The following is a 21,635-nucleotide window of genomic DNA, read 5'->3' on the forward strand; positions in this document are numbered from 1 at the left end:
GACCGCTGACGCCAGGTCCTACAATCGCACGAGTGTCGTCTTCACCCGCCCTGTCCGGACTTGCCGCTCTCACCTGTTCGGATGCCTCGCTCGCCGCGCTCCGTGAACGGTGCGACACCGACCGCCTCGACATCACCGGACCGGACGCCGCGCGCCCCTTCGTCGTCGCCTGTCTCGCAGCGTCGTCGGCGCCGCTGCTCGTCGTGTCCGCCAACGGTCGCGAGGCCGACGACCTGACCGCCGAGCTGCGCGAAATGCTCGACGACCCGGACTCGGTCGCGCAGTTCCCGTCCTGGGAGACGCTCCCGCATGAACGGCTCTCGCCCAGCGCCGACACCGTCGGCGCGCGTCTGGCGGTGCTGCACCGTCTTGCGCAGCCGGGGGAGCATCCGCTGCGCGTGGTGGTGACCACGGTGCGTTCCCTGGTGCAGCCGATGGCACCGGGCCTCGGTGCGGTCCGCGCCATCACCCTGCGCGAGGGCATCGAGATCGACTTCGACACCCTTCTGGCCGATCTGGTGGAGATGGCCTACGAGCGCGTCGACATGGTGGGCCGGCGTGGCGAGTTCGCAGTCCGCGGCGGCATCCTCGACGTCTTTCCGACGACCACCGACTATCCGGTGCGCGTGGAGTTCTGGGGTGACGAGATCACCGAGATGCGCGCCTTCTCGGTCGCCGATCAGCGCAGCCAGCCCGAGATCGACGCCGCCGAGGTGCAGATCCATCCCTGTCGTGAACTGGTGCTCACCGAACGGGTCCGCCACCGTGCCGCCGACCTCGCCGCGGCGAACACCGGCGACGAGGCACTGGCCGACATGCTGGCGAAGCTCTCCGAGGGCATTCCGGTGGAGGGCATGGAAGCGCTCATCCCGGCGCTCGTCGACGGGCAGATGCAACTGCTCACCGAGGTGATCCCGGACGGCTCACGGGTCCTCGTCCTCGACCCGGAGAAGGTCCGCACCCGCGCGGGCGACCTCGCGGCCACCGGAGCCGAATTCCTCGAGGCGTCCTGGAACGCGGCCGCCTTCGGGGCCTCGGCGCCCGTCGACAACGTCGGCGGCGCAACCGGAATCGACCTGCAGGCCAGCGCCTACCGTCCGCTCGACGAGGTGATGGACACGACCATCGCCGCCGGTCGCTCCTGGTGGACGATGAGCCCGCTGTCGGCGGGCTTCGGCGACGAATTCGAGCTGGACCTGGTGGCCGGGCCGACGCCGCACGGCGGTGAGAAGGAGATCGCGGAAACCTTCGCGATGCTGCGCGCGCACGTCGCCACCGGCAAACCCGCCGCAATCGTGGTGGCCGGCAAGGGAACCGCCACCCGTATCGGCGAACGCCTCGCCGACGCCGAGGTGCCGCATTCGATCGCCGAGCCGGGGGACCGGCCCGCCGACGGCGAGGTCACCGTCTACGGCGGCACCCTGCGCCACGGAATCATCTCTGCCTCTGCGGGATTGGTGATCGTCACCGAAACCGACCTGACCGGCTCGCGGGTGGCGGCCGTGCGCGACGGGCGGCGGCTGCCCGCCAAACGACGCAACCAGGTCGACCCGTTGGCCCTGACCGCCGGTGACCTGGTGGTGCACGACCAGCACGGCATCGGCAAGTTCGTCGAGATGATCGAACGCACGGTGTCCGGGGCGCGACGCGAATACCTGGTGCTGGAGTACGCCGCGGGCAAACGCGGTCAGCCCGGCGACCGGCTCTACGTTCCGATGGATGCCCTCGACCAGCTGTCCCGGTACGTCGGTGGCGAGCAGCCGTCGCTGTCGAAGCTCGGTGGTTCCGACTGGCAGAACACCAAACGCAAGGCGCGCAAGGCCGTTCGGGAGATCGCCGGTGAGCTCGTGCAACTCTACGCCGCCCGCCACGCCGCCCCCGGGTACGCCTTCAGTCCGGACACCCCGTGGCAGCGGGAGATGGAGGACGCCTTCGACTTCACCGAGACCGTCGATCAGATGACGGTGATAGGCGAGGTCAAGGACGACATGGAGAAGCCCGTCCCGATGGACCGGGTGATCGTCGGCGACGTGGGCTACGGCAAGACCGAGATCGCGGTGCGCGCGGCCTTCAAGGCCGTCCAGGACGGCAAGCAGGTGGCCGTTCTCGTGCCGACAACCATTCTGGCGCAACAACATCTGCAGACCTTCACCGAGCGGATGTCGGGTTTCCCGGTGCGGGTGCGGGGGCTATCGCGGTTCACCGACACCAAGGAATCCAAGGAGATCATCGAGGCGATGGCCGACGGTTCGGTCGACATCGTGATCGGTACCCACCGGCTCCTGCAGACCGGGGTCACCTGGAAGGATCTCGGCCTCGTCATCGTCGACGAGGAACAGCGTTTCGGTGTGGAACACAAGGAGCACATCAAGTCGCTGCGCACCCACGTCGACGTGCTGACCATGTCGGCCACCCCGATCCCGCGCACCCTGGAGATGTCGATGGCCGGCATCCGGGAGATGTCGACGATCCTCACCCCGCCCGAGGAGCGGCATCCGGTGCTCACCTACGTGGGCGGGTATGCGGCCAAGCAGGTGGCCGCCGCCATTCGCCGCGAACTCCTGCGTGACGGGCAGGTCTTCTACGTCCACAACCGTGTCTCCACCATCGACAAGACGGCCAAGGAGATCGCCGACATGGTCCCCGAGGCCAGAGTCGTTGTGGCACATGGCCAGATGAACGAGGATCAGCTCGAACGCACCGTCTCCGGATTCTGGAACCGGGAGTACGACGTGCTGGTGTGCACCACCATCATCGAGACCGGACTCGACATCTCCAATGCGAACACCCTGATCGTCGACCGCGCCGAGAATCTCGGTCTGTCGCAACTGCATCAGCTGCGCGGCCGGGTGGGACGCAGCCGGGAACGCGGATACGCCTACTTGCTCTACAGTTCCGAGAAGCCGTTGACCGAGACCGCCTACGACCGCCTGGCCACCATCGCCCAGAACAACGAACTCGGCGCGGGAATGGCGGTGGCGCTCAAGGACCTCGAACTGCGCGGAGCCGGAAACGTGCTCGGCGCCGAACAATCCGGTCACGTCGCCGGAGTGGGATTCGACCTGTATGTGCGGCTCGTCGGCGAGGCGGTGGAGGCCTATCGCGCCGCCGCCGACGGTAAACCGGTGACCAGCGAAGAGGTCACCGAGGTGCGTGTCGATCTCCCCGTCGACGCCCACATCCCGGTCGAATACGTCGACTCCGACCGCCTGCGCCTCGAGGCGTACCGCAAACTCGCCTCGGCATCGGCCGATTCCGAGGTGGACGCGGTGATGAGCGAACTGCTCGACCGCTACGGGGAACCGCCGGAGGAGACCCGGCGCCTCGCCTCGATCGCCAAGCTGCGATTGCGTTGCCGCGAACGTGGTGTCGCCGAACTCGGGGTGGTGGGAACCAACGTCAAGGTGTCGCCGCTGCATCTGCTCGACAGTGAGCAGATACGCCTCAAGCGGCTGTACTCCGCGGCGTCCTATCGTGCGACGACCGGCGTCATCACGCTGCCGATCCCACGGACCGGCGGGGTCGGATCGGCGCGACTGCGCGACGACGAGCTGATCGACTACCTCGTCACCTTCCTGACGCAGCTCAAACCTACGCCGGCGCCGTAGCCGATCCCCGAGAGAAACCGCATCGACATCCCACGTTGTCGCGGGTACACCGTTTACGGTTGTCGTGTTCTCACATACGTTCCGTGAAAGGTGCCCGCGATGACGGTGGTCCTGCTCGATCCGCTGCGTCCGGACATGATCCCGATCCGCGCACGGTCGGAGCTGTCCGGAACGGTGTATGTGACCGAGGACGTCCCCACCACGATCCTGTGGGAGCTCGATCACTTCGAGCCGGTCTTCGACGAGACACCCCTGGGAACCACACTGTTGTCGACCGATCCGCATCATCGGTTGGTCGCCGCGCGCAGAGCGCTCGGTGACACCGTCATCGAGGCGACCCCGCTGGCCGGTGGTGACCTGCTGGCCGCCGTCGCGCTGATGGACACCCTGCGACGCAACGGTCCGTGGGAGTCGCAGCAGACCCACGCCTCGCTGCGGCGCTACCTGCTCGAGGAGGTCTACGAGCTCCTCGACGCCTTCGACTCCGGCGATCAGGCACACCTGCGCGAAGAGCTCGGCGACCTGCTGCTCCAGGTGTTGTTCCATGCGCGTATCGCGGCCGATCATCCGACCGAGCCGTTCGACATCGATGCTGTCGCAAGAAGTTTCACCGATAAGGTGACCCGCCGCACTCCCGGGGTGCTGTCCGGGGCGCACAGCGATCTCGAGACGCAGATCCGCGAGTGGGAAGAGCGCAAGGCCGCCGAGAAGAATCGGGGATCGGTACTCGACGGGATCGCCACCACCGCGCCGGCTCTCGCACTGACTCAAAAGGTTCTCGAAAGGCTCACCGCCGCAGGCTATCCCGTCGAACGCATCGATCCGGAAGTGCTGACGGTGACCGTGGCCGCCGGAGACGACAGCGTCGAGGCCGCCGCGCGAGCACGCACCCTGGACCTGATGGCCCAGGTGCGTGCCGTCGAGGAACAGGCCCGGGCCGACGAGGTCGTCCTCGACAGCCGCGAGGCGTGGTGCTCGATCCTCGACGGCACGGCGGTACCGGAATCGGAACCGGAAACGGAACCGCAGTTCGAGGATCCGGCCCCGGTCGCCGAAACCGACGGCGAACCCCCGGCCGAGTAGTGGCAGCATGCCATCTGCATGCTCAACTCCCACCCGCGCGGAATGCATGACGTGTAGGTGGGAGGTGCGCGCGCACCGCCGGTACGGTGCACGTTCGGATCACGGTGATTTCAACGTGGTGGCCGGGGCCGGAGGCCGCCGCCCGCACCCGCCCCGCGATACCCCCACGACATGGGAAAACGCGGCCGTGCATCATGGAGGGATGCCTTTCGACACCGCAGGCGACCCCGATGGAGGCACCCGGAGCACCCGCGAGAACGTGATCCTGGTGCACTGGCACGATCTCGGTCGCCACCTGAGGTGCTACGGCGCCGACGGTGTCGAGAGCCCCCATCTCGACGCGCTGGCCGCCGAGGGCATCCGGTTCACTGACGCACATGCCACCGCCCCGCTGTGCTCACCGGCCCGCGGTTCACTGTTCACCGGCGAATATCCGCACCACAACGGGCTCGTCGGCCTGGCGCATCACGGGTTCGCCTATCGCGACGGCGTGCAGACGCTTCCGGCTCTGCTGGGTGGTCACGGGTACCGCACGGTGCTCTTCGGCATGCAGCACGAGAGCACCGATCCCACCAGCATCGGCTTCGACTCGGTGGATGTCTCCGACTCACGGTGTGACTACGTCGTCGGTGAATCGCAGTGGTGGCTGCGGCGTCACGTCGAGGCCGGCGGAAACCGGCCGTTCCTGTTGACGGCCGGATTCTTCGAGACGCACCGTCCCTACCCCGACGACGAGTACGCACCCGCCGACACCACCGACATCGAGGTGCCCGGATTCCTGCCCGACACCGGTGACGTCCGCGACGACCTCGCCGGTCTGCACGGCAGCATCACCAAGGCCGACGCCGCGGTGGGGCGGCTGCTCGCCACCGTCGACGAACTCGGACTGGCCGAGAACACCTGGATCGTCTTCGTGACCGACCACGGTCTGGCGTTCCCGCGTGCCAAGTCCACGCTGTACGCCGAAGGGACCGGCGTCGCCCTGATCGTCCGGCCGCCGCGGGCCCGCGGTATCGCCCCGCGGGTCTATGACGACCTGTTCTCCGGGGTCGATCTCACGCCGACCATTCTCGACCTGCTCGGGATGGATCTGCCCGACACGGTCGACGGTGACTCCCATGCCGCGGAGTTGACGGACGCCTCCGACGGTGCGGTGCGTGAGGAGGTCTTCACCGAGAAGACCTATCACGACGCCTTCGACCCGATCCGGGCCGTGCGCACCAAGACGCACAGCTACATCGAGAACTACGCGCACCGTCCCGAACTGTTGCTGCCACTCGACATCGCCGACAGTCTCTCCGCACGATCCCTCGAGCCGGCTATCACTGTCCGGGACCGCGCGCACATCGAACTCTACGATCTGGTTTCCGATCCGTATGAGCAAAAGAACGTCGCCGACGATCCCGACTACGCCGAGATCCGCGCCGACCTCGCGGCGCGTCTGGCCCGGTGGCGCAGCACCACCGGCGACGCACTTCCCCCGGAGGCGGAGGGAACCGCGGTCGCCGAAGCGTTCATGGCGGTCTTCAACGCGAAGACCGAGGCCGGAGACCCTGCCGAGGAGGCACTTCCGTCGCGGCGGCCGCTCGGCGAACGCCGCGAGCTCAGTGGCGATCTCACCTCCGGTGAGGGCGACGTGGTTCGCGCCTCACACTCGGCGGGCGCCACGCACTGACCGCCGGATCGACGGCGTGCGGTCGGGCACGCACACTGGCCCGTCGGTGTCAATGATTTTCCGCGCGCTGGCCGTAAAATCCCAGGTTGCGGGCGGTTTCGAGGTGGCTACACTGAGCCGGTGTCCAGCCAGAACTACCTCGTGTGCGCCAGTCAGCGCAGTGGGAGCACGCTGCTCGTCGAGTCCCTCGCCGCCACCGGTGTGGCCGGGACCCCCGAGGAGTTCTTCCAGTACCTCACGTCGTCCTCACAGTCCCCGCAGCCACGGGAATGGTTTGCCGGAGTGACGGATTCGACGATCCTGGATCTGCTCGACGAGGTGGACCCGGGAGAGGTCGACACTCGCGACTTCGATCGGTGGCGCACCGATGTCCTCGAGGCCGGCCGCACTCAGAACGGCGTCTGGGGCGGCAAGCTGATGTGGAATCAGACGCCACTTCTGATCGCGCGGACCCGCGTCGCATCCGGGTCCCTGCGCACGGCCATCCGTGAACTGTTCGGCGACGATCCGCTTTTCGTTCACGTCTATCGTGAAGATGTTGTGCCGCAGGCTGTCTCGATGTGGCGTGCGGTACAGACCCGGGTGTGGCGCGACGGTCACGGTCCGCATTTCGAGGCCGACCGCGACGAGAAGGCGCAGTACAACGCCGAGGGCATCGCGCACCTGGCAGCCATCCTGTCCGAGCAGGAACGGCAGTGGCGACGCTGGTTCGCCGAGGAACAGATCGAGGCCATCGACATCGAGTTCGGGGAGTTGGTCAAGGATCCTCAGGGCACCACGGCCGTGGTACTCGAAGCCCTGCACCTCGATCCCGGACTCGCCCCGCCACCACCTCTCAAGCCCCAGTCGAATGCGCGATCCAAGGAATGGGTCACGCGCTATCGTGCCGACGCGGAACAGAACGGATATCCACTATGACCGCCGACCTCACCGACCATCCGACATCGGCGCCCGCATCGGAATTCGATCATGTTGCCGCACTGCGCATCCTGGAGTCGGAATCCGTTCACATCATCCGTGAGGTGGCCGCCGAACTCGAGCGTCCGGTGTTGCTGTTCTCCGGCGGCAAGGACTCCATCGTCCTATTGCGATTGGCGGAGAAGGCATTTCGGCCGAGCCCGCTGCCGTTCCCGATCCTGCATGTGGACACCGGTCACAACTTCGACGAGGTGATCGAGTTCCGGGACCGGCGAGTGGCGCCGACCGAGGAGAATCCCTCCGGCATCAAACTGATCGTGGCGTCGGTTCCCGATGCGATCGCCGCCGGCCGGATCGCCGAATCGACCGACCCGTCCGGATCACGCAACCGCCTGCAGACCCGGGTGCTGCTCGATGCATTGGAGGAAGGCGGATTCGACGCCGCCTTCGGCGGTGCGCGCCGCGACGAGGACCGCGCCCGCGCCAAGGAACGCGTGTTCAGCTTCCGTGACGAATTCGGCCAGTGGGATCCGCGGGCGCAACGCCCGGAACCGTGGTCGTTGTACAACGGCCGCATCCGGAAGGGGGAGTCGGTCCGCGTCTTCCCGCTGTCGAACTGGACCGAGACCGACATCTGGCGCTACATCGAACTCGAGCAACTCGACCTGCCGTCCATCTACTACGCCGCCGAGCGTGAGGTGTTCGACCGGGACGGCATTCTCCTTGCGGTGTCCGAGTTCTCGCAGCCGGGCGCGGCCGACGAGGTGAGCACCGAATGGGTGCGCTACCGCACCGTCGGTGATCTGACGATCACCGGGGCGGTGCGCTCACGCGCCACCACCATCCCCGAGATCATCGCCGAGATCAGCGAGGCGACCGTCTCCGAACGCGGCGAGACCCGCGCCGACGACCGGACATCGTCGGCCGCCATGGAAGACCGTAAACGAGAGGGCTACTTCTGATGAGCACCGCTGTCGCACGGCCCCATCGACCGACCACCAACCGGCAGATCCTGCGCCTGGCAACCGCCGGCAGCGTCGACGACGGCAAGTCGACACTGATCGGCCGACTACTCCACGACACCGGCAGCCTGCCCACCGATCACCTCGCCGGGGTGACCTCCGACGACGGTGACGTCGACCTGGCGGCCTTATCGGACGGGCTGCGCGCCGAGCGGGAGCAGGGCATCACCATCGATGTCGCCTACCGCTTCTTCTCCAGCGACACACGCAGTTACGTCCTCGCCGACACGCCCGGTCACGAGCGCTACACCCGCAACACCTTCACCGGTGCCTCCAATGCGCACGTCGCGGTCCTGCTCGTCGACGCCCGAAAAGGATTGCAGCGTCAGACCCGTCGCCACGCGCGGATCGCCACCCTCGTCGGCGTCCCGCACGTCATTGCGGCGGTGAACAAGATCGACCTCGTCGACTTCTCGCAGGAACGATTCGACGAGTTGCAGGCAGACCTGACCGAACTCGCTGTCCAGCTCGGGATCGGTGAGATCCTCGCGATCCCGGTGGCCGCCAAGATCGGCGACAACGTCGTGCACCGCTCGTCCCACACTCCGTGGTACTCCGGTCCGACCCTGCTGGAGTACCTGGAATCGGTGGAGCTGCAGGCACCGTCGCCGCAGCCGCGGGAACTCCGGCTGCCGGTGCAATGGGTGTCGCGGCCCGGTCCCGACGGCAAACGCAACTACACCGGACGGGTGGCCGCCGGCACCCTGGCCGTCGGCGATCCGGTGACGGTGTTGCCCTCCGGCTCACGCAGCGTCGTCACCGCACTCGACACCCTCGATCCGCGGCGCGACGTCGCGGTGGCGGGCCTGTCGGTGTCGGTGCAACTGGCCGACGAGATCGACATCGGCCGCGGTGATGTCCTCATCAGCGGCGCCGAGGATGCGCATCGGCCGGTGCCGGCGCGCGAGTTGTCGGCCACGCTGTGCTGGCTGTCGGAGGCGCCGCTGCATGCCGGCGATCGGGTTGCGCTCAAGCAGGGCGCACACACGGTCCGCGCCACCGTAGGCTCGCTCGAACGCCGCCTCGACCCGGAGTCGCTCCTCGAGGTCGTCGGACCAACAGAGTTGGGCCTCAACGACATCGGCACCGTCACGCTGCGTACGTCGTCGGTCGTGGTGGCCGACCGCTACATCGAGAACCGGGACACCGGCGCCTTCATCCTGATCGATGAATCCTCCAACGACACCGTCGGTGCCGGCACCATTCTCGAACCGCGAGAGGTCATCCCCGGCAAGGCCACCCGCAACGACATCAAGTGGCACCCGAGTTCACTCAACCGCTCGGAACGGTGGGCCAAGACCGGACAGCGGGGCGCCACGGTGTGGCTGACCGGACTGCCCGCCTCGGGGAAATCGACGGTGGCCGTCGCGCTGGAACGAGAACTGGTCAACCGCACGCGGGTGGCCTATCTCGTCGACGGTGACAATATCCGGCACGGCATCTCCGACGACCTGGGCTTCTCGCCGGGGGACCGGGCCGAGAACATCCGCCGGGTCGGCCATCTCGCCCGACTGTTCGCCGACGCCGGGGTCATCGCGATCGCGTCGATGGTCTCGCCCTTGCATTCCGATCGGGAGATCGCACGGGAACTGCACCACGCCGCCGACCTGGACTTCGTCGAGGTGCACGTGTCCACCCCGGTCGGCGAATGTGAACGTCGCGACCCGAAGGGCCTGTACGCGCGGGCTCGGCGCGGTGAACTCAAGGGCCTCACCGGTATCGACGCACCGTACGAGAAGCCGCTGAATCCGGACCTGCGATTCGACACCACCGGAGCCGACATCGACGAACTCGCCGGTCGGGTACTGGCGCTGCTGGCGCAACGGGGCATCATCGAGGAGTGAGTTGTTGCCACCCGGAACGTGACGCCCAGCGCGAGGAGGACTCCGCGGTAGGTGTGCCGACGTCCGGCGGCAGCCATGGAATCGAGTCGGTGGCCATCCCGGCGGGCGAATTCGCCATGGGCGACGCGTTCGACGAGGGGTACCGCACCGACGGCGAGACCCCGGTTCATCGAGTGACGCTGAGCGCGTTCGAGATCGACACCACCACCGTCACCAACGAGGCATTCGGTGTGTTCGTCGCCGACACCGGTCACCTCACCGATGCGCAACGATTCGGCTCGTCGGCGGTGTTCGCCGGGCACGTGCCGACGGGACATGTGTCGGGGGAGGCCGGTGTCCGGATCGTCGGCACCCCCTGGTGGATCGACGTCCCCGGTGCCACCTGGGATCACCCGTTCGGACCCGGCAGCGACCTCGCCGGTCGTGCCGATCACCCGGTGGTGCACGTCTCCCATCGGGACGCGCTCGCATACTGCGCGTGGGCCGGACGTGCACTGCCCACCGAATCGCAGTGGGAGTACGCCGCACGCGGTGGGCTCGACGGCGCCCGGTTTCCCTGGGGCGATGAGCACCCGACCTCAGATGATCCGCGGTGCAACATCTTCCCGGGAGAGTTCCCCGACCGTCCCGACGGCCCGGTCGGGACGATGCCCGTCACATCGTTCGCGCCCAACGGATTCGGCCTGTACCAGATGGTCGGCAACGTCTGGGAATGGTGCGCCGATCGGTTCAGTGCGCGGGCCTATCGCACGGCGCCGGCCGACGATCCGATCGGCTCCGAACGCGGGCGGTCACGCGTCCTGCGCGGCGGCAGTCACCTCTGCCACGACTCCTACTGCTACCGCTACCGGGTGGCGGCACGCTCACACAACACTCCCGAAACATCCACGGGCAACATCGGTTTCCGTACCGTCGGCTCGGCCTAGCCGTCGAGTGGGCGCCCATGCGCGTCGAGTGGGCGCCTCAGATTATCGACTGTGCTGCAACAGGAATCCGATTCACTCAGCCCCGGTACCCGAGCATGGTCTTGCCGTACCAATCGCCGATCTCCTTCAGGCCCGGTGGGACCGCCCACAGTGAACTCGAGATCGGGGAGATGTACTCGTTCAGCGCATCCTGGGCGAGGTTGTTCTGGATTCGTGCGAACTGATCGTGCGCGTTCTTCTGGTAGGCCATGAAGAACAACCCCGCGGCGAGTGTTCCGGTGCGCGTGTCGATTCCGTCGGTGTAGTTGTAGCCGCGACGCAGGATCTGGGCCCCGCCGTTGCTGTCCGGGTGGGCGAGACGAACGTGGGAGAAGCGGTCGATCTTGGTCTGGCCCGAACTGTCCTTGACCGCGAAGTCGAGGTCGGTGAACTCCTCACCGCCCGACAGTGGCGCGCCGGAATCCTTGATACGACCGAAGATCCGTTCCTGGTCGGAGATGTCGTCGGAGTCCCACGCCTCGATGTGCATCCGGATCTTGCGGGTGACGAGGTAGCTGCCGCCGGTCATCCAGGCCTGATCGGTCTCGTCGCCCACCCACACCCACTCGTCGGCGACGGCCGGTTCCTCGGCCTTGATGTTGGCGGTACCGTCCTTGAATCCCAGCAGGTTTCGGGGTGTGACCTGGGATGTGGTGGTGGCCGATGCGCGACCGAAACCCTCCTGCAGCCACCGCAGAGTGACCACGTTGCGGCCGATCCGCGCGAGATTGCGCACCGCGTGGAAGGCGACCTGCGGATCCTCCGAACACGCCTGGATGCAGATGTCACCACCGCTGATGGTGGGATCGATCGTGGTGTCGACGGCCAACTGCCCCAACGGTTTCAGTGCGGAAGGCATCTTCGATTGCAGGCCGAGCCGGTCGTCGAACAACGTCGGCCCGAAGCCGACGGTGACCGTCAGCAGGTTCGGGCCGAGGTCGAAGGCCTCGCCGGTATCGGCCGGCGGCGACTGCGGCCGGGATTCGACCGGCCCGACCGGTTTGCCCTCGACGAGCAGGCTGGCCGCCGCCGCCCACCGCGCCAGCATCACCTCGAGGGTGTCGACGGTGACGGTGTCCTTCAGGTCGAACGCCGCGAACACCAACGAATTCTGTTGGCGGGTGATGATTCCTGCCTGATGCGGACCGTAGAACGGTACCGACTGGTCGGCGGTGTCCAGCGAGTCGTCGGCGGTCAGCGCGTAGGTGATCCCGGCGCCGGCGGCCCCGCCGACCGCCAGGCCCGCACCCGCGATCCCGGCGCCGGTGAGGAAGCCGCGACGGTTCACCCCACGGCTCCTCCCGGTGCGCGGTTCGGCGGGGTCGGGTTCTGGCGTGTCGGCGGTGCTCATCAGCTGGCTGCGGCGATCTTGCCACCGGCCTGAGACAGCGGATCCTTGACGGCGATGATGGCCGCGGCCATCTCGCGCTTCTGCTCCTCGGTGACCTGGCCGAACGGCTTGAATCCGCCGGGCGCGTTGGGGTCACGGAAGGAGTCGACGAGGTCGTCGACCTTGTCGAAGGCCTGCTGGATGGTCGTCGTCAACTGCGGATCGATCTGATTCAGAGCAGGTTTGACGATGGCGAAGGCCTGCTGACTACCCTCGATGTTGGCCTGCATGTCGACGAAGTCGATGTGGCTGTACGCCTCTTCCTCGCCGGTCAGCTTGGTGGTCGAGACCTCGTCGAGCAGGTCGCCGGCACCGTTGATGATGTCGGCGGGCTTGACCTCGAAGCCCGGCTCGTTGACCAGTCGCTGCAGATCCTTGACGTTGGTCAGCAGGGTCTGGGACACCTGCTGCATTCCGTCGAGGTTGCCGGCCTCCCACAGTTGCTTCTCGATGACGTGGAAGCCTTCCCACGTGTCGCCCGGACCGACCGCATCCGGACGTGCGTCGATCGCGACGTCGAGGTTGACGGCGTTGTCGGTGGAGCAATCGGCGGCACCGTTGGCGCAGAAGGTTCCGGCGATCGGTTCGATGCGTTCGTAGTAGGGCCGGGCCTTGATGTAGGCGTCCTTGGCGGCGCTGACATCTCCGGCCTGGACCGCGGTGTTGAGTGCCTCGGTGGCGGTGACCAGACTGTTGACCTGGGTGATGACGTACTGCTTGTACTCGGCGGCCGCAGCGTTGAGCTGATCGGCGACGGTGCCGGATGCCTGGGCGGCCTGCCCGGTCACCGTGAAGGTGGTCTTCTCCGTGGTCGCGCCGGGGCAGTAGATCTCGTAGGTGCCGCCGTCGAGCTTGTGGGAGAACGACGTTGCGGCCATTCCGGGTGCGATGTTCTCGCGTTCGGCGAGGATCTTGCCGTCCTGCAACAATTCCACTTCGCTGACCGCTGCCGCGTTGGTGTTCTTGATCTCGAACGTGATCGGGCCGGCCTCGACCTTGTCCGGAGTCACCGTGCAGCCGTCGTTGGTCATCTCGACCGTGACGGTCTTGGCCTCGCTCGACGAATCGTCGTCGCTGCTGCTGCAGGCGGCGACGCCGGCGAGGGCCACCACAGACGCCCCTGTGGCGACGAGTCGCATTGCCTTCATCGGGTGTGCTCCTTTTCCTCCAACGGCGCTTCGGTAGCGGCCGGGTCTTGGGTTCGGTGTCGTCGGATGAACAGCAGGGCGGCTGCCACCAATGCGAGGACGACGGCGACGACGGTCAGTGTCAACGGGATTCGCACGCCCTGCGATTCGTGATCGAGCTGCTGTGTGTGAGCGCTGTCGAGGGCGGTGAGTTCGACGGAGGTGGGCTCATGACTCGCGGTGACGGTGCCGACCCTGCCCAGTACCGTCGCAGCGCCGCGCTCCGGGGTGGCCGTGGCGGTGATCGCGTAGATCACCCGTGCGGCCAGCGGTCGATGGAAGTACGGGTCGAGCGCGACGGTCACCGTCGCGGTCACCGCGTACACGACGGGGGCGGACGCGCCGAACTTCTATGTGTCGAGGCCGACCGGGATGCGTCCGTCGTTGGCGGCGACCACCTGGGCGAGGGTGACGGTGGTGGGCGCGCCGGTCACCAGGGCGTCGACGGGGATGGCGGGGCTGATCACCTGGGTGTAGCCCGGTGCGGCCACGGTGCCGAATGTCGTGGGGGCGATCGCACTGAGCCGGGGCATCGGCGTGGTCACGTCACCGGACTGCAGGGAGCCGGTCGCCGACTCCGCGGTGGCGTCGTCGACGGTCACCGCGACACCATCGGGTGCCCGCATCGTCGTACCGGCGAGGATTCCGCTGGTGGTGGGCGCCTGGGTGACGGACATGGCCAACGTGGTGGGTGGCAATGACGGCGTGGCGGGCGCGGTCAGGAACACGACCAGCGCCGCGACCGCGGCACCGGCGGCCAGAGCACCCGAGACGAGACCGACCCGACGACGAGGGAACGGTTTTCCGGCGGGCCACAACACGATCCCACCGACGATCAGCACGTAGAGCACCCAGCCGACAACCTCGATCAGCACCGGTTTGGGTTGCAACCCGAGCACGCCGGTCAGCAGCGACGACTGCACCGATCCCGGCCGCACCAGCCAACTCAGGTCGAGGATCTGCTGCTGGCCGGCGTCGAGCCAGCCGGCTTCGTGGGCGGTGTGCAGGGCCGTCATCACCAGGCCCGCCGCCACCAGGACGAGCAGCAGGCCGGTGACCTTGAAGAAGCGTGCCAGGTTGATCCGGACGCCACCGCGGTAGATTCCGTAGCCGAGCGCGATGGCGATCCCGATACCGATGATCGCGCCGGCGGCCGAGGGCACCGCGTTTCCGCAGGCGTTGAAGGCGGCGACCAGAAAGACAGCGGTCTCCAGCCCTTCCCGCAACACTGCGAGAAACGCCATCAGCACGAACGCCGTCGCCGAACCATCGGCCATCGCGTCGGAGGCGGCAGACTCCAAGTCTCCCTTGAGGTCTCGTGAGTGCTCACGCATCCACACGATCATGTAGGTGACCATCGCGACGGCGATCACCCCGATGACGGTCTCCAGTGCCTCCTGCTGGCGTTGCGGGAGATCGCGGGAGAGAACTTCGAGGCCGAGGGCCACGGCGACGCAGATGGCAACGGCCACAACGACGCCCACCCACATCCAGCGCAGGGCGTCGGTGCGGTTCTGCCGGCGCAGGAACGCCGCGATGATGCCGACGATGAGGGCGGCCTCCAGGCCCTCGCGGAGTCCGATGATCGTGTCGCGAGCACGGCCACCCCATCCGGGTCGGGCCGGAAATGCCGGAGTTGCCGGAGCCTGGCCGGGATGCCGGATCACGGTTGACGGCCGTGACCAATGTGGGCGTGGCGCCCGACGTCGGCTCCATGTTCTGACTTTCGGTTATCGCTCGGCCGCGACGGAGGTCCGTCGTTTGGTGAGGCTAACCGATGACAGTAGCGCCTCGGATGGGGAACCGGAACGGCGTGGCCGGAGTTGAGAAGTAAGTCGGGACCATCGGCCCCACGGCGACGCCGCGATGTGGCGATCCGGTGCCCGATGTGTCACCCTGATTCGTTTGTTTGTCCAGGCTGTGAAGTCCACAGGTGTGAGTAGCGGTGAGGTGCAGTGATGTACGGGGGTAGGGGAGTGCGCAGACGTACCGTGGTGGCGGCATCGGCGGTGCTCGCGGTCATCGGTTCGCTGACGTTGACCAGTTGCCTGGATCTGCCGTCGCTGAACCGGCCCGACATCCCCGACGGCATCCCGCCGGCGATGGGCACCCCGCAGCCCTACATCGACATCGATGCCCCCGGACGCACCGCGGCGGAGATGGTGCAGTGGGCGACGCCGATCTCCGAGGCGACCGGTATCCCACTGGTGTCGCTGGAGGCCTACGGCAACGCGGCCGAGATCCAACGGCAGCAACATCCCGAGTGCGGCATCGGGTGGACGACGCTGGCCGGCATCGGTGGGGTGGAGAGCAAACACGGCACCTACCGGGGCGCGCGTGTCGCGGCCAACGGCGACACCTCACCACCCATCCGCGGGGTGCCACTGGACGGTACGCGCGGCAACCTGGAGATCCCCGACACCGATCAGGGTCGACTCGACGGCGACTCCACGCATGATCGGGCGATGGGTCCGTTCCAGTTCATCCCCGAGACCTGGACCCGCTACGGCGTCGACGCCAACGGCGACGGCAAGGTCGACCCCGACAACATCGACGACGCGGCGTTGTCGGCGGCACGGTATCTCTGCGTGTCCTCCGGCGGTGACATGACCACCGCGGCCGGATGGGAGAAAGCGGTGATGGTCTACAACAATTCGATGGCCTACGTCATCAATGTCCGCGACCACGCCAACGCGTATTCGGTGAACGTCCGATACTGATCCCCTCCTCGCCGGAAGAATCGGCGCACATGTTCTAGGCTTTGACGCGTACCCGTCGGCGCCCCAAGATGTCGCCGACCCGTTCATCGAAGGGGCTACACCGTGGCAATCATCGAACAGGTTGGCGCACGCGAGATTCTCGATTCGCGAGGCAACCCGACCGTCGAGGTCGAGGTCGTTCTCGACGATGGAACCTTCACTCGTGCCGCCGTTCCGTCGGGTGCCTCGACGGGTGAACACGAGGCCGTCGAGTTGCGTGACGGTGGCGAGCGCTACAACGGCAAGGGCGTCACCAAGGCCGTCGAGGGTGTCCTCGGTGAGCTGGCCCCGGCCGTGATCGGTATCGACGCCGAGGAGCAGCGTCTGGTCGATCAGGCACTCCTGGACTGCGACGGCACCCCCGACAAAAGCCGCATCGGCGCCAACGCCATCCTCGGTGTCTCCCTCGCCGTGGCCAAGGGCGCCGCCGAATCGGCGGGCCTGCCGCTGTTCCGCTACGTCGGCGGACCCAACGCGCACATCCTCCCTGTGCCCTGCATGAACATCATCAACGGTGGTGAGCACGCCGACAACGGCATCGACTTCCAGGAGTTCATGATCTGCCCGGTCGGCGCACCCACCTTCAAGGAGGCCCTGCGGGCCGGCGCCGAGGTCTACCACGCGCTCAAGTCGGTGCTGCACAAGCAGGGACTGGCCACCGCGCTCGGCGACGAGGGTGGATTCGCCCCCGACCTGGCCAACACCGACGCCGCGATCTCGGTGATCGGCGAGGCCGTCGGCAAGGCCGGCTACAACTTCGGCAAGGACATCGTGATCGCGCTGGACGCGGCCGCTACCGAGTTCTTCTCCGACGGTGTCTACAAGCTCGAGGGCAAGGACTACTCGTCCGACGAGATGGTGCCGTACTACGAGAAGCTGGTCGCCGACTTCCCGATCGTGTCGATCGAGGACGGACTGGCCGAGGACGACTGGGACGGCTGGGCCAAGCTCACCGAGGCCATCGGCGACAAGGTGCAGCTGGTCGGTGACGACCTGTTCGTCACCAACCCGGAGCGCCTCGAGGAGGGCATCTCCAAGGGCATCGCCAACGCGCTGCTGGTGAAGGTGAACCAGATCGGCACGCTCACCGAGACGCTGGACGCGGTCGCCCTGGCCCACAACAACAGCTACAAGACGATGATGAGCCACCGGTCCGGTGAGACCGAGGACACCACCATCGCCGACCTCGCCGTGGCGTGTGCCAGCGGTCAGATCAAGACCGGTGCCCCGGCCCGCAGTGAGCGCGTCGCCAAGTACAACCAGCTGCTGCGCATCGAGGAAGGCCTCGGTGACGCGGCACGCTACGCCGGGGACCTCGCCTTCCCCCGGTTCTCGTTTGGTTCGTGATTAGCTAGGGCCCATGGCAGAGGGCTATGGGCGTTCCCGCGACGATCGGCGTCGGCGGGCGAACGGATCCGCTCGGGATTCGCGTTCCACGGAACGAGCCCGCCGCGCCCGCCGCTCGTCGTCGTCGACGTCGCGTCGTCCGGTCTCGGTGATCGAGACCGGCGAGCAGGAAATCCACTCCGATGACGTCGGAATCGTCGACGAGATCACCGACGACCGTCCACGGCCGAGTCGCCTTCCCCGACGCCGTCCCCCCGTCACGCAGACGATCGCCGGACGGGTCCGGCGGATGGATGCCAAGCGGGCGGTCGTCCTGGCGCTGGTCCTCGGTGTCGTGATCGTCGCGTTGGCACCGTCGCTGCGCAACTACTATGCGGGCCGCACCGAGTACAACCAGATCGTCGAATCCAACGCCCAACTGCGCGAACAAGAAGCCTACTACCAGCAGAAGGTGAACGAGCAGGGCGACCCTGCGTACGTCGAGGCGCAGGCCAGGGCGCGTCTGCAGTTCGTGCGCCCCGGCGAGACCCCGCTGGTGATGATGTACCCCGGCGACGCGGAGCGGCAGGCGCAACAGCAGGCCGCCGAGCAGCACGCCCGCAACCCCTGGTACGGCAATCTGTGGGAGTCGGTGTCGACGCCACCCGACGACGACCGGTGAGCCACGCCTCGCCGGGCCGGTAGGGTTATCCACTCGTGAGCATCTCTGACGACGATCTGGCGATCGTGACCGCGCAGCTGGGACGTGAACCGCGCGGGGCGATCGAGGTCAGCTACCGCACCCCCGATGGGCAGCCGGCGGTCATCAAGACGCGACCGCGCCTGCCCGACGGCACGCCGTTTCCGACCCTGTACTACCTGACCGATCCACGGCTGACCGCCGAAGCGAGCCGGCAGGAGTCGGCCGGGGTCATGAAAGAGATGACCGCACGGCTGTCCGCGGACCCCGAACTGGCCGCCGCCTATCGCCGCGCGCACGAGTCCTACCTCGCCGAACGTGACGAGATCGACTCTCTCGGAACGGATTTCACCGGCGGAGGGATGCCGGACCGGGTCAAATGCCTGCACGTGCTCATCGCCCACTCGCTTGCGAAGGGGCCGGGGGTCAACCCGCTCGGTGACGAGTCCGTCGCGCTGGCAGCAGATTCCGGTCTCCGGGGTAGCGCGATCCCGGCGGACTGGCCGCCGTACACCGCACCGGCCGAAGGCGACCCGTCATGACCGTCGTCGGCGCCGTGGATTGCGGCACCAACTCCATCCGCCTGCTGATCGCGCGTCCGGCCGAGGACGGCCGACTGACCGACATCCGCCGCGAGATGCGTGTCGTCCGACTCGGGCAGGGCGTCGACGCCACCGGCATGTTCGCCGACGAAGCGCTCGAGCGGACGCGGGCAGCGTTGTCGGACTACGTCGACGCGATGGTGGACGCCGGCGTCGAACGCGTCCGGATGGTGGCGACCTCGGCCACCCGGGACGCGTCCAACCGCGACGACTTCTTCGCGATGACGGCCCGGTTGCTCGGTACCGTGGTTCCCGGCGCCGTCGCCGAGGTGATATCCGGAGACGAGGAGGCGCGCCTCTCGTTTCGGGGTGCGGTGAGCGAACTCGACTCGGCCCGTGGGCCTTTCGTCGTGACCGATCTGGGCGGAGGTTCCACCGAGGTGGTCGCCGGCGACGGACATGAGGTGATCGTCGGGTACTCGGCGAACATCGGATGTGTCCGCGTCACCGAACGTGCGTTGCCATCGGACCCGCCGACGGCCGGCGAGGTCGCTGCCGCCGAGGAGTTCATCCGGGAGCGGCTGGCACCGGCATTCGCGGCGGTGCCCGTCGAGCGCGCTCACACCTGGGTCGGCGTCGCCGGCACCCTGACCACCCTCGCGGCCCTGCACCTCGGCCTGACCGAATACGACTCCGACGTGATCCACCTGTCGACCGTGCCGCTCGACGACCTCGACGCGGTCTGCCGTCGACTGGTGGCGATGACACGAGCCGAACGCGCCGCCTTGGGGCCGATGCACCCGGGTCGCGTCGACGTGATCGGTGGCGGTTCGCTGGTGACCATGGAGTTGGCGCGGCAACTCGCCGAGCGGGCCGGGATCACCGAACTCGTCGTCAGCGAACACGACATCCTCGACGGGATCGCGTTGGGGCTACTGGACTGACTGTCTCACCGGTCGTGTGTGTCCCGTTGGTCGGGAGGTGGCTGGTGGGTGTGGCCGGTTTTCCGTTGGTCGAGCCGCCTCGTGCGGGCTTGTGAGCCCGTGGCGTGTGTCCCGTTGGTCGCGGTGGCTGGTGGGTGTGGCAGGTGTTTCGTTGGTCGAGCCGCCTCGTGCGAGCTTGCGAGCCCGTGGCGTGTCGAGACCACCCGCAACCCGAAAACCCTTCCGGGCCAACACCCTTCGCCGGCCACGGCCGAACGGGCAGCGCTCAACCCGGTGCAGCGCCGACGCTCAATCGCGAATCACGACACCGGCGCGCTCGGCGCCCGCAGAGAGATGTTGTTGCAGGCCTCGCAGACGTCCTCGGGAATCACCCCGCGACGCTGAAGGAAACCGAAGATGGTGCAGCCCAGGCAGAATCCGAGTGCGAACTCGAGCGTCGCGGCGACGATCAGGACACCGACGACGATCTGCGCGGCGAGACCGAAGCCGAGCAGGCTCAGAATCAGCGCGGTGGTGCTGACCACCAGACCGATGCCCTGCGCGAACCGCTTCGGCGGACCCGGGACCAACTTCGTCTTGCGCCAGATCTTCGGCGCGATCACCCGCACCGACAACTGGCCGAACGGCGACAACTTGGGTCCCGACAGCACCCGCAGCAGAAATCCGATCGCCAGCACCGCGTAGAGCGCCCAGTGATTGACGACGATCGTCACGACGGCCAGCGCCACCACGAGACCCGCCGTCGAGCGGGCCGCGTAATCGTTGACCGGATTGGGGAAGGTGAACACCGACGGCGCCGACACACTGACCTCCTGGCTCGAACTGCGTAACGGAACCAAGCTACGTGTGTACGTCAGTTGCACCAAATCTTTGACTCAGCGTGCGTGAAACCCAAAAGACCAGGGCAAACGATGCCGGTCAGTCTTCGGACGGGGCGACCGGAGCCTCCATCATCCCCTCGAGAGTCGCGGACTCCCCACCATCCGGAGAGCCCAGACTGTCGGTGTCGGAATCAAGATCCTCGACATCCTGCGGCACCACCGGAGCCTCGATCGACGCCTCCAGATTGGGCACCTCGATATCGGCCTCGATCGCATCGGTATCAGCGACCCCGGCCTCGGCCGGCTCGGCAGGCTCGACATCCAGAAGATCCTCGACGAGGTCGTCGACCAGATCGGCATCGAGGACGCGCGCCTCGTCGGCCTTCGCCTTCTGCGACGCCTCACGCATCTCGAACCCATCGGAGATGATCTCGCCGATCTCCCGCGCGACATCAACCACCGCAGAGGTGATGATGGTGGCGATCTGACCCACATGAGTAGCGGTCGACTCGACGAGTTCCTGGATCAGATCCTTGTTGCGTTCAATACGGTCGACCATGAGTGTCAGTCTCCTTGTCCCCGGGACCGCGACGACGAACGTCCACGCGGCAGTCGCCGATGAGGATACTCTGCATTCGGCGCGGACTCCGTCCGCGCGTGCCCGGCGGGCTGGCAGCACCGCGTCTTCCTCCTCATCGCATTGTCGCTTCGCTCCTCGCTCTTCGTCGTGCAGACGCGGCGCGCCCGCCGGGCGTGGTGGTTGGGTAGCGGTGGGCGAGTTGGATGGGTTGGGTCTTTCTCGCTCTTCGTCGTGCAGACGCACCGCGCCCGCCGGGCGCTGGCTGGTTGGC

Annotated in this window: 18 protein-coding genes; 12 read left to right on the plus strand and 6 right to left on the minus strand. The window is 67.2% G+C overall.

Annotation, left to right across the window (positions count from 1 at the left end):
• Nucleotides 1-32: 32 nt before the first annotated feature.
• From mfd to ABLE94_RS19405, 7 genes are all read left to right on the plus strand, one after another.
• Nucleotides 33-3,608 carry a transcription-repair coupling factor gene (gene mfd, locus ABLE94_RS19375; RefSeq protein ID WP_348802880.1) on the plus strand — a complete coding sequence of 1,192 codons (3,576 nt, stop codon included), beginning with the start codon at nucleotides 33-35 and terminating at the stop codon, nucleotides 3,606-3,608.
• Between the two features lie 99 nt (nucleotides 3,609-3,707).
• Entirely contained in the window at nucleotides 3,708-4,691 is a 984-nt protein-coding gene (locus tag ABLE94_RS19380) for a nucleoside triphosphate pyrophosphohydrolase (protein ID WP_348802879.1), read from the plus strand.
• Between the two features lie 202 nt (nucleotides 4,692-4,893).
• Nucleotides 4,894-6,366, plus strand: a complete 1,473-nt coding sequence (locus tag ABLE94_RS19385; RefSeq protein WP_348802878.1) for a sulfatase family protein — start codon at nucleotides 4,894-4,896, stop codon at nucleotides 6,364-6,366.
• Between the two features lie 120 nt (nucleotides 6,367-6,486).
• Nucleotides 6,487-7,284 carry a trehalose 2-sulfotransferase gene (gene stf0, locus ABLE94_RS19390; RefSeq protein WP_348802877.1) on the plus strand — a complete coding sequence of 266 codons (798 nt, stop codon included), beginning with the start codon at nucleotides 6,487-6,489 and terminating at the stop codon, nucleotides 7,282-7,284.
• A complete protein-coding gene (cysD, locus tag ABLE94_RS19395) occupies nucleotides 7,281-8,246 on the plus strand; it encodes a sulfate adenylyltransferase subunit CysD (RefSeq protein ID WP_348802875.1) in 966 nt (321 codons plus the stop codon). Before stf0 ends, cysD begins: the two co-directional genes overlap by 4 nt.
• Nucleotides 8,246-10,150: an adenylyl-sulfate kinase gene (cysC, locus tag ABLE94_RS19400; protein WP_348802873.1), complete on the plus strand. Its 1,905-nt coding sequence runs from the start codon at nucleotides 8,246-8,248 to the stop codon at nucleotides 10,148-10,150. Before cysD ends, cysC begins: the two co-directional genes overlap by 1 nt.
• Nucleotides 10,147-11,076 (plus strand): formylglycine-generating enzyme family protein, encoded by a 930-nt coding sequence (locus ABLE94_RS19405; RefSeq protein WP_348802872.1) that lies wholly within the window; start codon nucleotides 10,147-10,149, stop codon nucleotides 11,074-11,076. The genes cysC and ABLE94_RS19405 overlap by 4 nt, the downstream gene beginning before the upstream one ends.
• Before the next feature lie 76 nt (nucleotides 11,077-11,152).
• On the opposite strand, the gene efeB is transcribed toward ABLE94_RS19405, so the two are convergent.
• Genes efeB through efeU form a run of 4 tightly spaced genes read right to left on the minus strand, consistent with a single transcriptional unit; the run spans nucleotide 11,153 to nucleotide 15,359 of the window.
• On the minus strand, nucleotides 11,153-12,466 hold the full coding sequence (efeB, locus tag ABLE94_RS19410; protein WP_425476250.1) for an iron uptake transporter deferrochelatase/peroxidase subunit: 1,314 nt from the start codon (nucleotides 12,464-12,466) through the stop codon (nucleotides 11,153-11,155).
• Nucleotides 12,466-13,653 (minus strand): iron uptake system protein EfeO, encoded by a 1,188-nt coding sequence (gene efeO, locus ABLE94_RS19415; protein ID WP_348802869.1) that lies wholly within the window; start codon nucleotides 13,651-13,653, stop codon nucleotides 12,466-12,468. Before efeO ends, efeB begins: the two co-directional genes overlap by 1 nt.
• A complete protein-coding gene (locus ABLE94_RS19420; RefSeq protein WP_348802868.1) occupies nucleotides 13,650-14,009 on the minus strand; it encodes a hypothetical protein in 360 nt (119 codons plus the stop codon). The genes efeO and ABLE94_RS19420 overlap by 4 nt, the downstream gene beginning before the upstream one ends.
• 33 nt (nucleotides 14,010-14,042) lie before the next feature.
• Complete coding sequence (efeU, locus tag ABLE94_RS19425) at nucleotides 14,043-15,359, minus strand: iron uptake transporter permease EfeU (protein ID WP_348802867.1); 1,317 nt, start codon at nucleotides 15,357-15,359, stop codon at nucleotides 14,043-14,045.
• A gap of 291 nt (nucleotides 15,360-15,650) precedes the next feature.
• Between efeU and ABLE94_RS19430 the strand changes: the two genes are divergently transcribed.
• The 5 genes from ABLE94_RS19430 (at nucleotide 15,651) to ABLE94_RS19450 (ending at nucleotide 19,963) form a co-directional block, all read left to right on the plus strand.
• A complete protein-coding gene (locus tag ABLE94_RS19430) occupies nucleotides 15,651-16,412 on the plus strand; it encodes a lytic transglycosylase domain-containing protein (RefSeq protein ID WP_348802866.1) in 762 nt (253 codons plus the stop codon).
• A gap of 102 nt (nucleotides 16,413-16,514) precedes the next feature.
• The gene (eno, locus tag ABLE94_RS19435; RefSeq protein ID WP_348802865.1) at nucleotides 16,515-17,798 is read left to right on the plus strand and encodes a phosphopyruvate hydratase; all 1,284 of its coding nucleotides are present in this window, start codon (nucleotides 16,515-16,517) and stop codon (nucleotides 17,796-17,798) included.
• Between the two features lie 13 nt (nucleotides 17,799-17,811).
• On the plus strand, nucleotides 17,812-18,459 hold the full coding sequence (locus ABLE94_RS19440) for an FtsB family cell division protein (protein WP_348802864.1): 648 nt from the start codon (nucleotides 17,812-17,814) through the stop codon (nucleotides 18,457-18,459).
• A gap of 35 nt (nucleotides 18,460-18,494) precedes the next feature.
• Nucleotides 18,495-19,019, plus strand: coding sequence for a DUF501 domain-containing protein (locus ABLE94_RS19445; protein ID WP_348809568.1), 525 nt, complete (start codon nucleotides 18,495-18,497; stop codon nucleotides 19,017-19,019).
• On the plus strand, nucleotides 19,016-19,963 hold the full coding sequence (locus ABLE94_RS19450; RefSeq protein WP_348809569.1) for a Ppx/GppA phosphatase family protein: 948 nt from the start codon (nucleotides 19,016-19,018) through the stop codon (nucleotides 19,961-19,963). The genes ABLE94_RS19445 and ABLE94_RS19450 overlap by 4 nt, the downstream gene beginning before the upstream one ends.
• Nucleotides 19,964-20,262: 299 nt before the next feature.
• Here ABLE94_RS19450 and ABLE94_RS19455 read toward each other — a convergent pair whose 3' ends face one another.
• Together ABLE94_RS19455 and ABLE94_RS19460 are read right to left on the minus strand one after the other, a co-directional pair.
• Complete coding sequence (locus tag ABLE94_RS19455; protein WP_348802861.1) at nucleotides 20,263-20,766, minus strand: DUF4395 domain-containing protein; 504 nt, start codon at nucleotides 20,764-20,766, stop codon at nucleotides 20,263-20,265.
• A 115-nt stretch (nucleotides 20,767-20,881) separates the two neighbouring features.
• Nucleotides 20,882-21,607 carry a hypothetical protein gene (locus ABLE94_RS19460; RefSeq protein WP_348809570.1) on the minus strand — a complete coding sequence of 242 codons (726 nt, stop codon included), beginning with the start codon at nucleotides 21,605-21,607 and terminating at the stop codon, nucleotides 20,882-20,884.
• Between the last annotated feature and the right edge of the window lie 28 nt (nucleotides 21,608-21,635).

The organism is Gordonia sp. VNK1, from assembly GCF_040049135.1.
Taxonomy (GTDB): domain Bacteria; phylum Actinomycetota; class Actinomycetes; order Mycobacteriales; family Mycobacteriaceae; genus Gordonia; species Gordonia oleivorans.

Excerpts from the sequence above, each read along its gene's own strand:
- efeB (WP_425476250.1), bottom strand. The coding sequence starts at position 12,466 with ATGAGCACCGCCGACACGCCAGAACCCGACCCCGCCGAACCGCGCACC.
- cysD (WP_348802875.1), top strand. The coding sequence starts at position 7,281 with ATGACCGCCGACCTCACCGACCATCCGACATCGGCGCCCGCATCGGAA.
- cysC (WP_348802873.1), top strand. The coding sequence starts at position 8,246 with ATGAGCACCGCTGTCGCACGGCCCCATCGACCGACCACCAACCGGCAG.
- ABLE94_RS19450 (WP_348809569.1), top strand. The coding sequence starts at position 19,016 with ATGACCGTCGTCGGCGCCGTGGATTGCGGCACCAACTCCATCCGCCTG.
- ABLE94_RS19385 (WP_348802878.1), top strand. The coding sequence starts at position 4,894 with ATGCCTTTCGACACCGCAGGCGACCCCGATGGAGGCACCCGGAGCACC.
- ABLE94_RS19430 (WP_348802866.1), top strand. The coding sequence starts at position 15,651 with ATGTACGGGGGTAGGGGAGTGCGCAGACGTACCGTGGTGGCGGCATCG.
- ABLE94_RS19380 (WP_348802879.1), top strand. The coding sequence starts at position 3,708 with ATGACGGTGGTCCTGCTCGATCCGCTGCGTCCGGACATGATCCCGATC.
- ABLE94_RS19440 (WP_348802864.1), top strand. The coding sequence starts at position 17,812 with ATGGCAGAGGGCTATGGGCGTTCCCGCGACGATCGGCGTCGGCGGGCG.
- efeO (WP_348802869.1), bottom strand. The coding sequence starts at position 13,653 with ATGAAGGCAATGCGACTCGTCGCCACAGGGGCGTCTGTGGTGGCCCTC.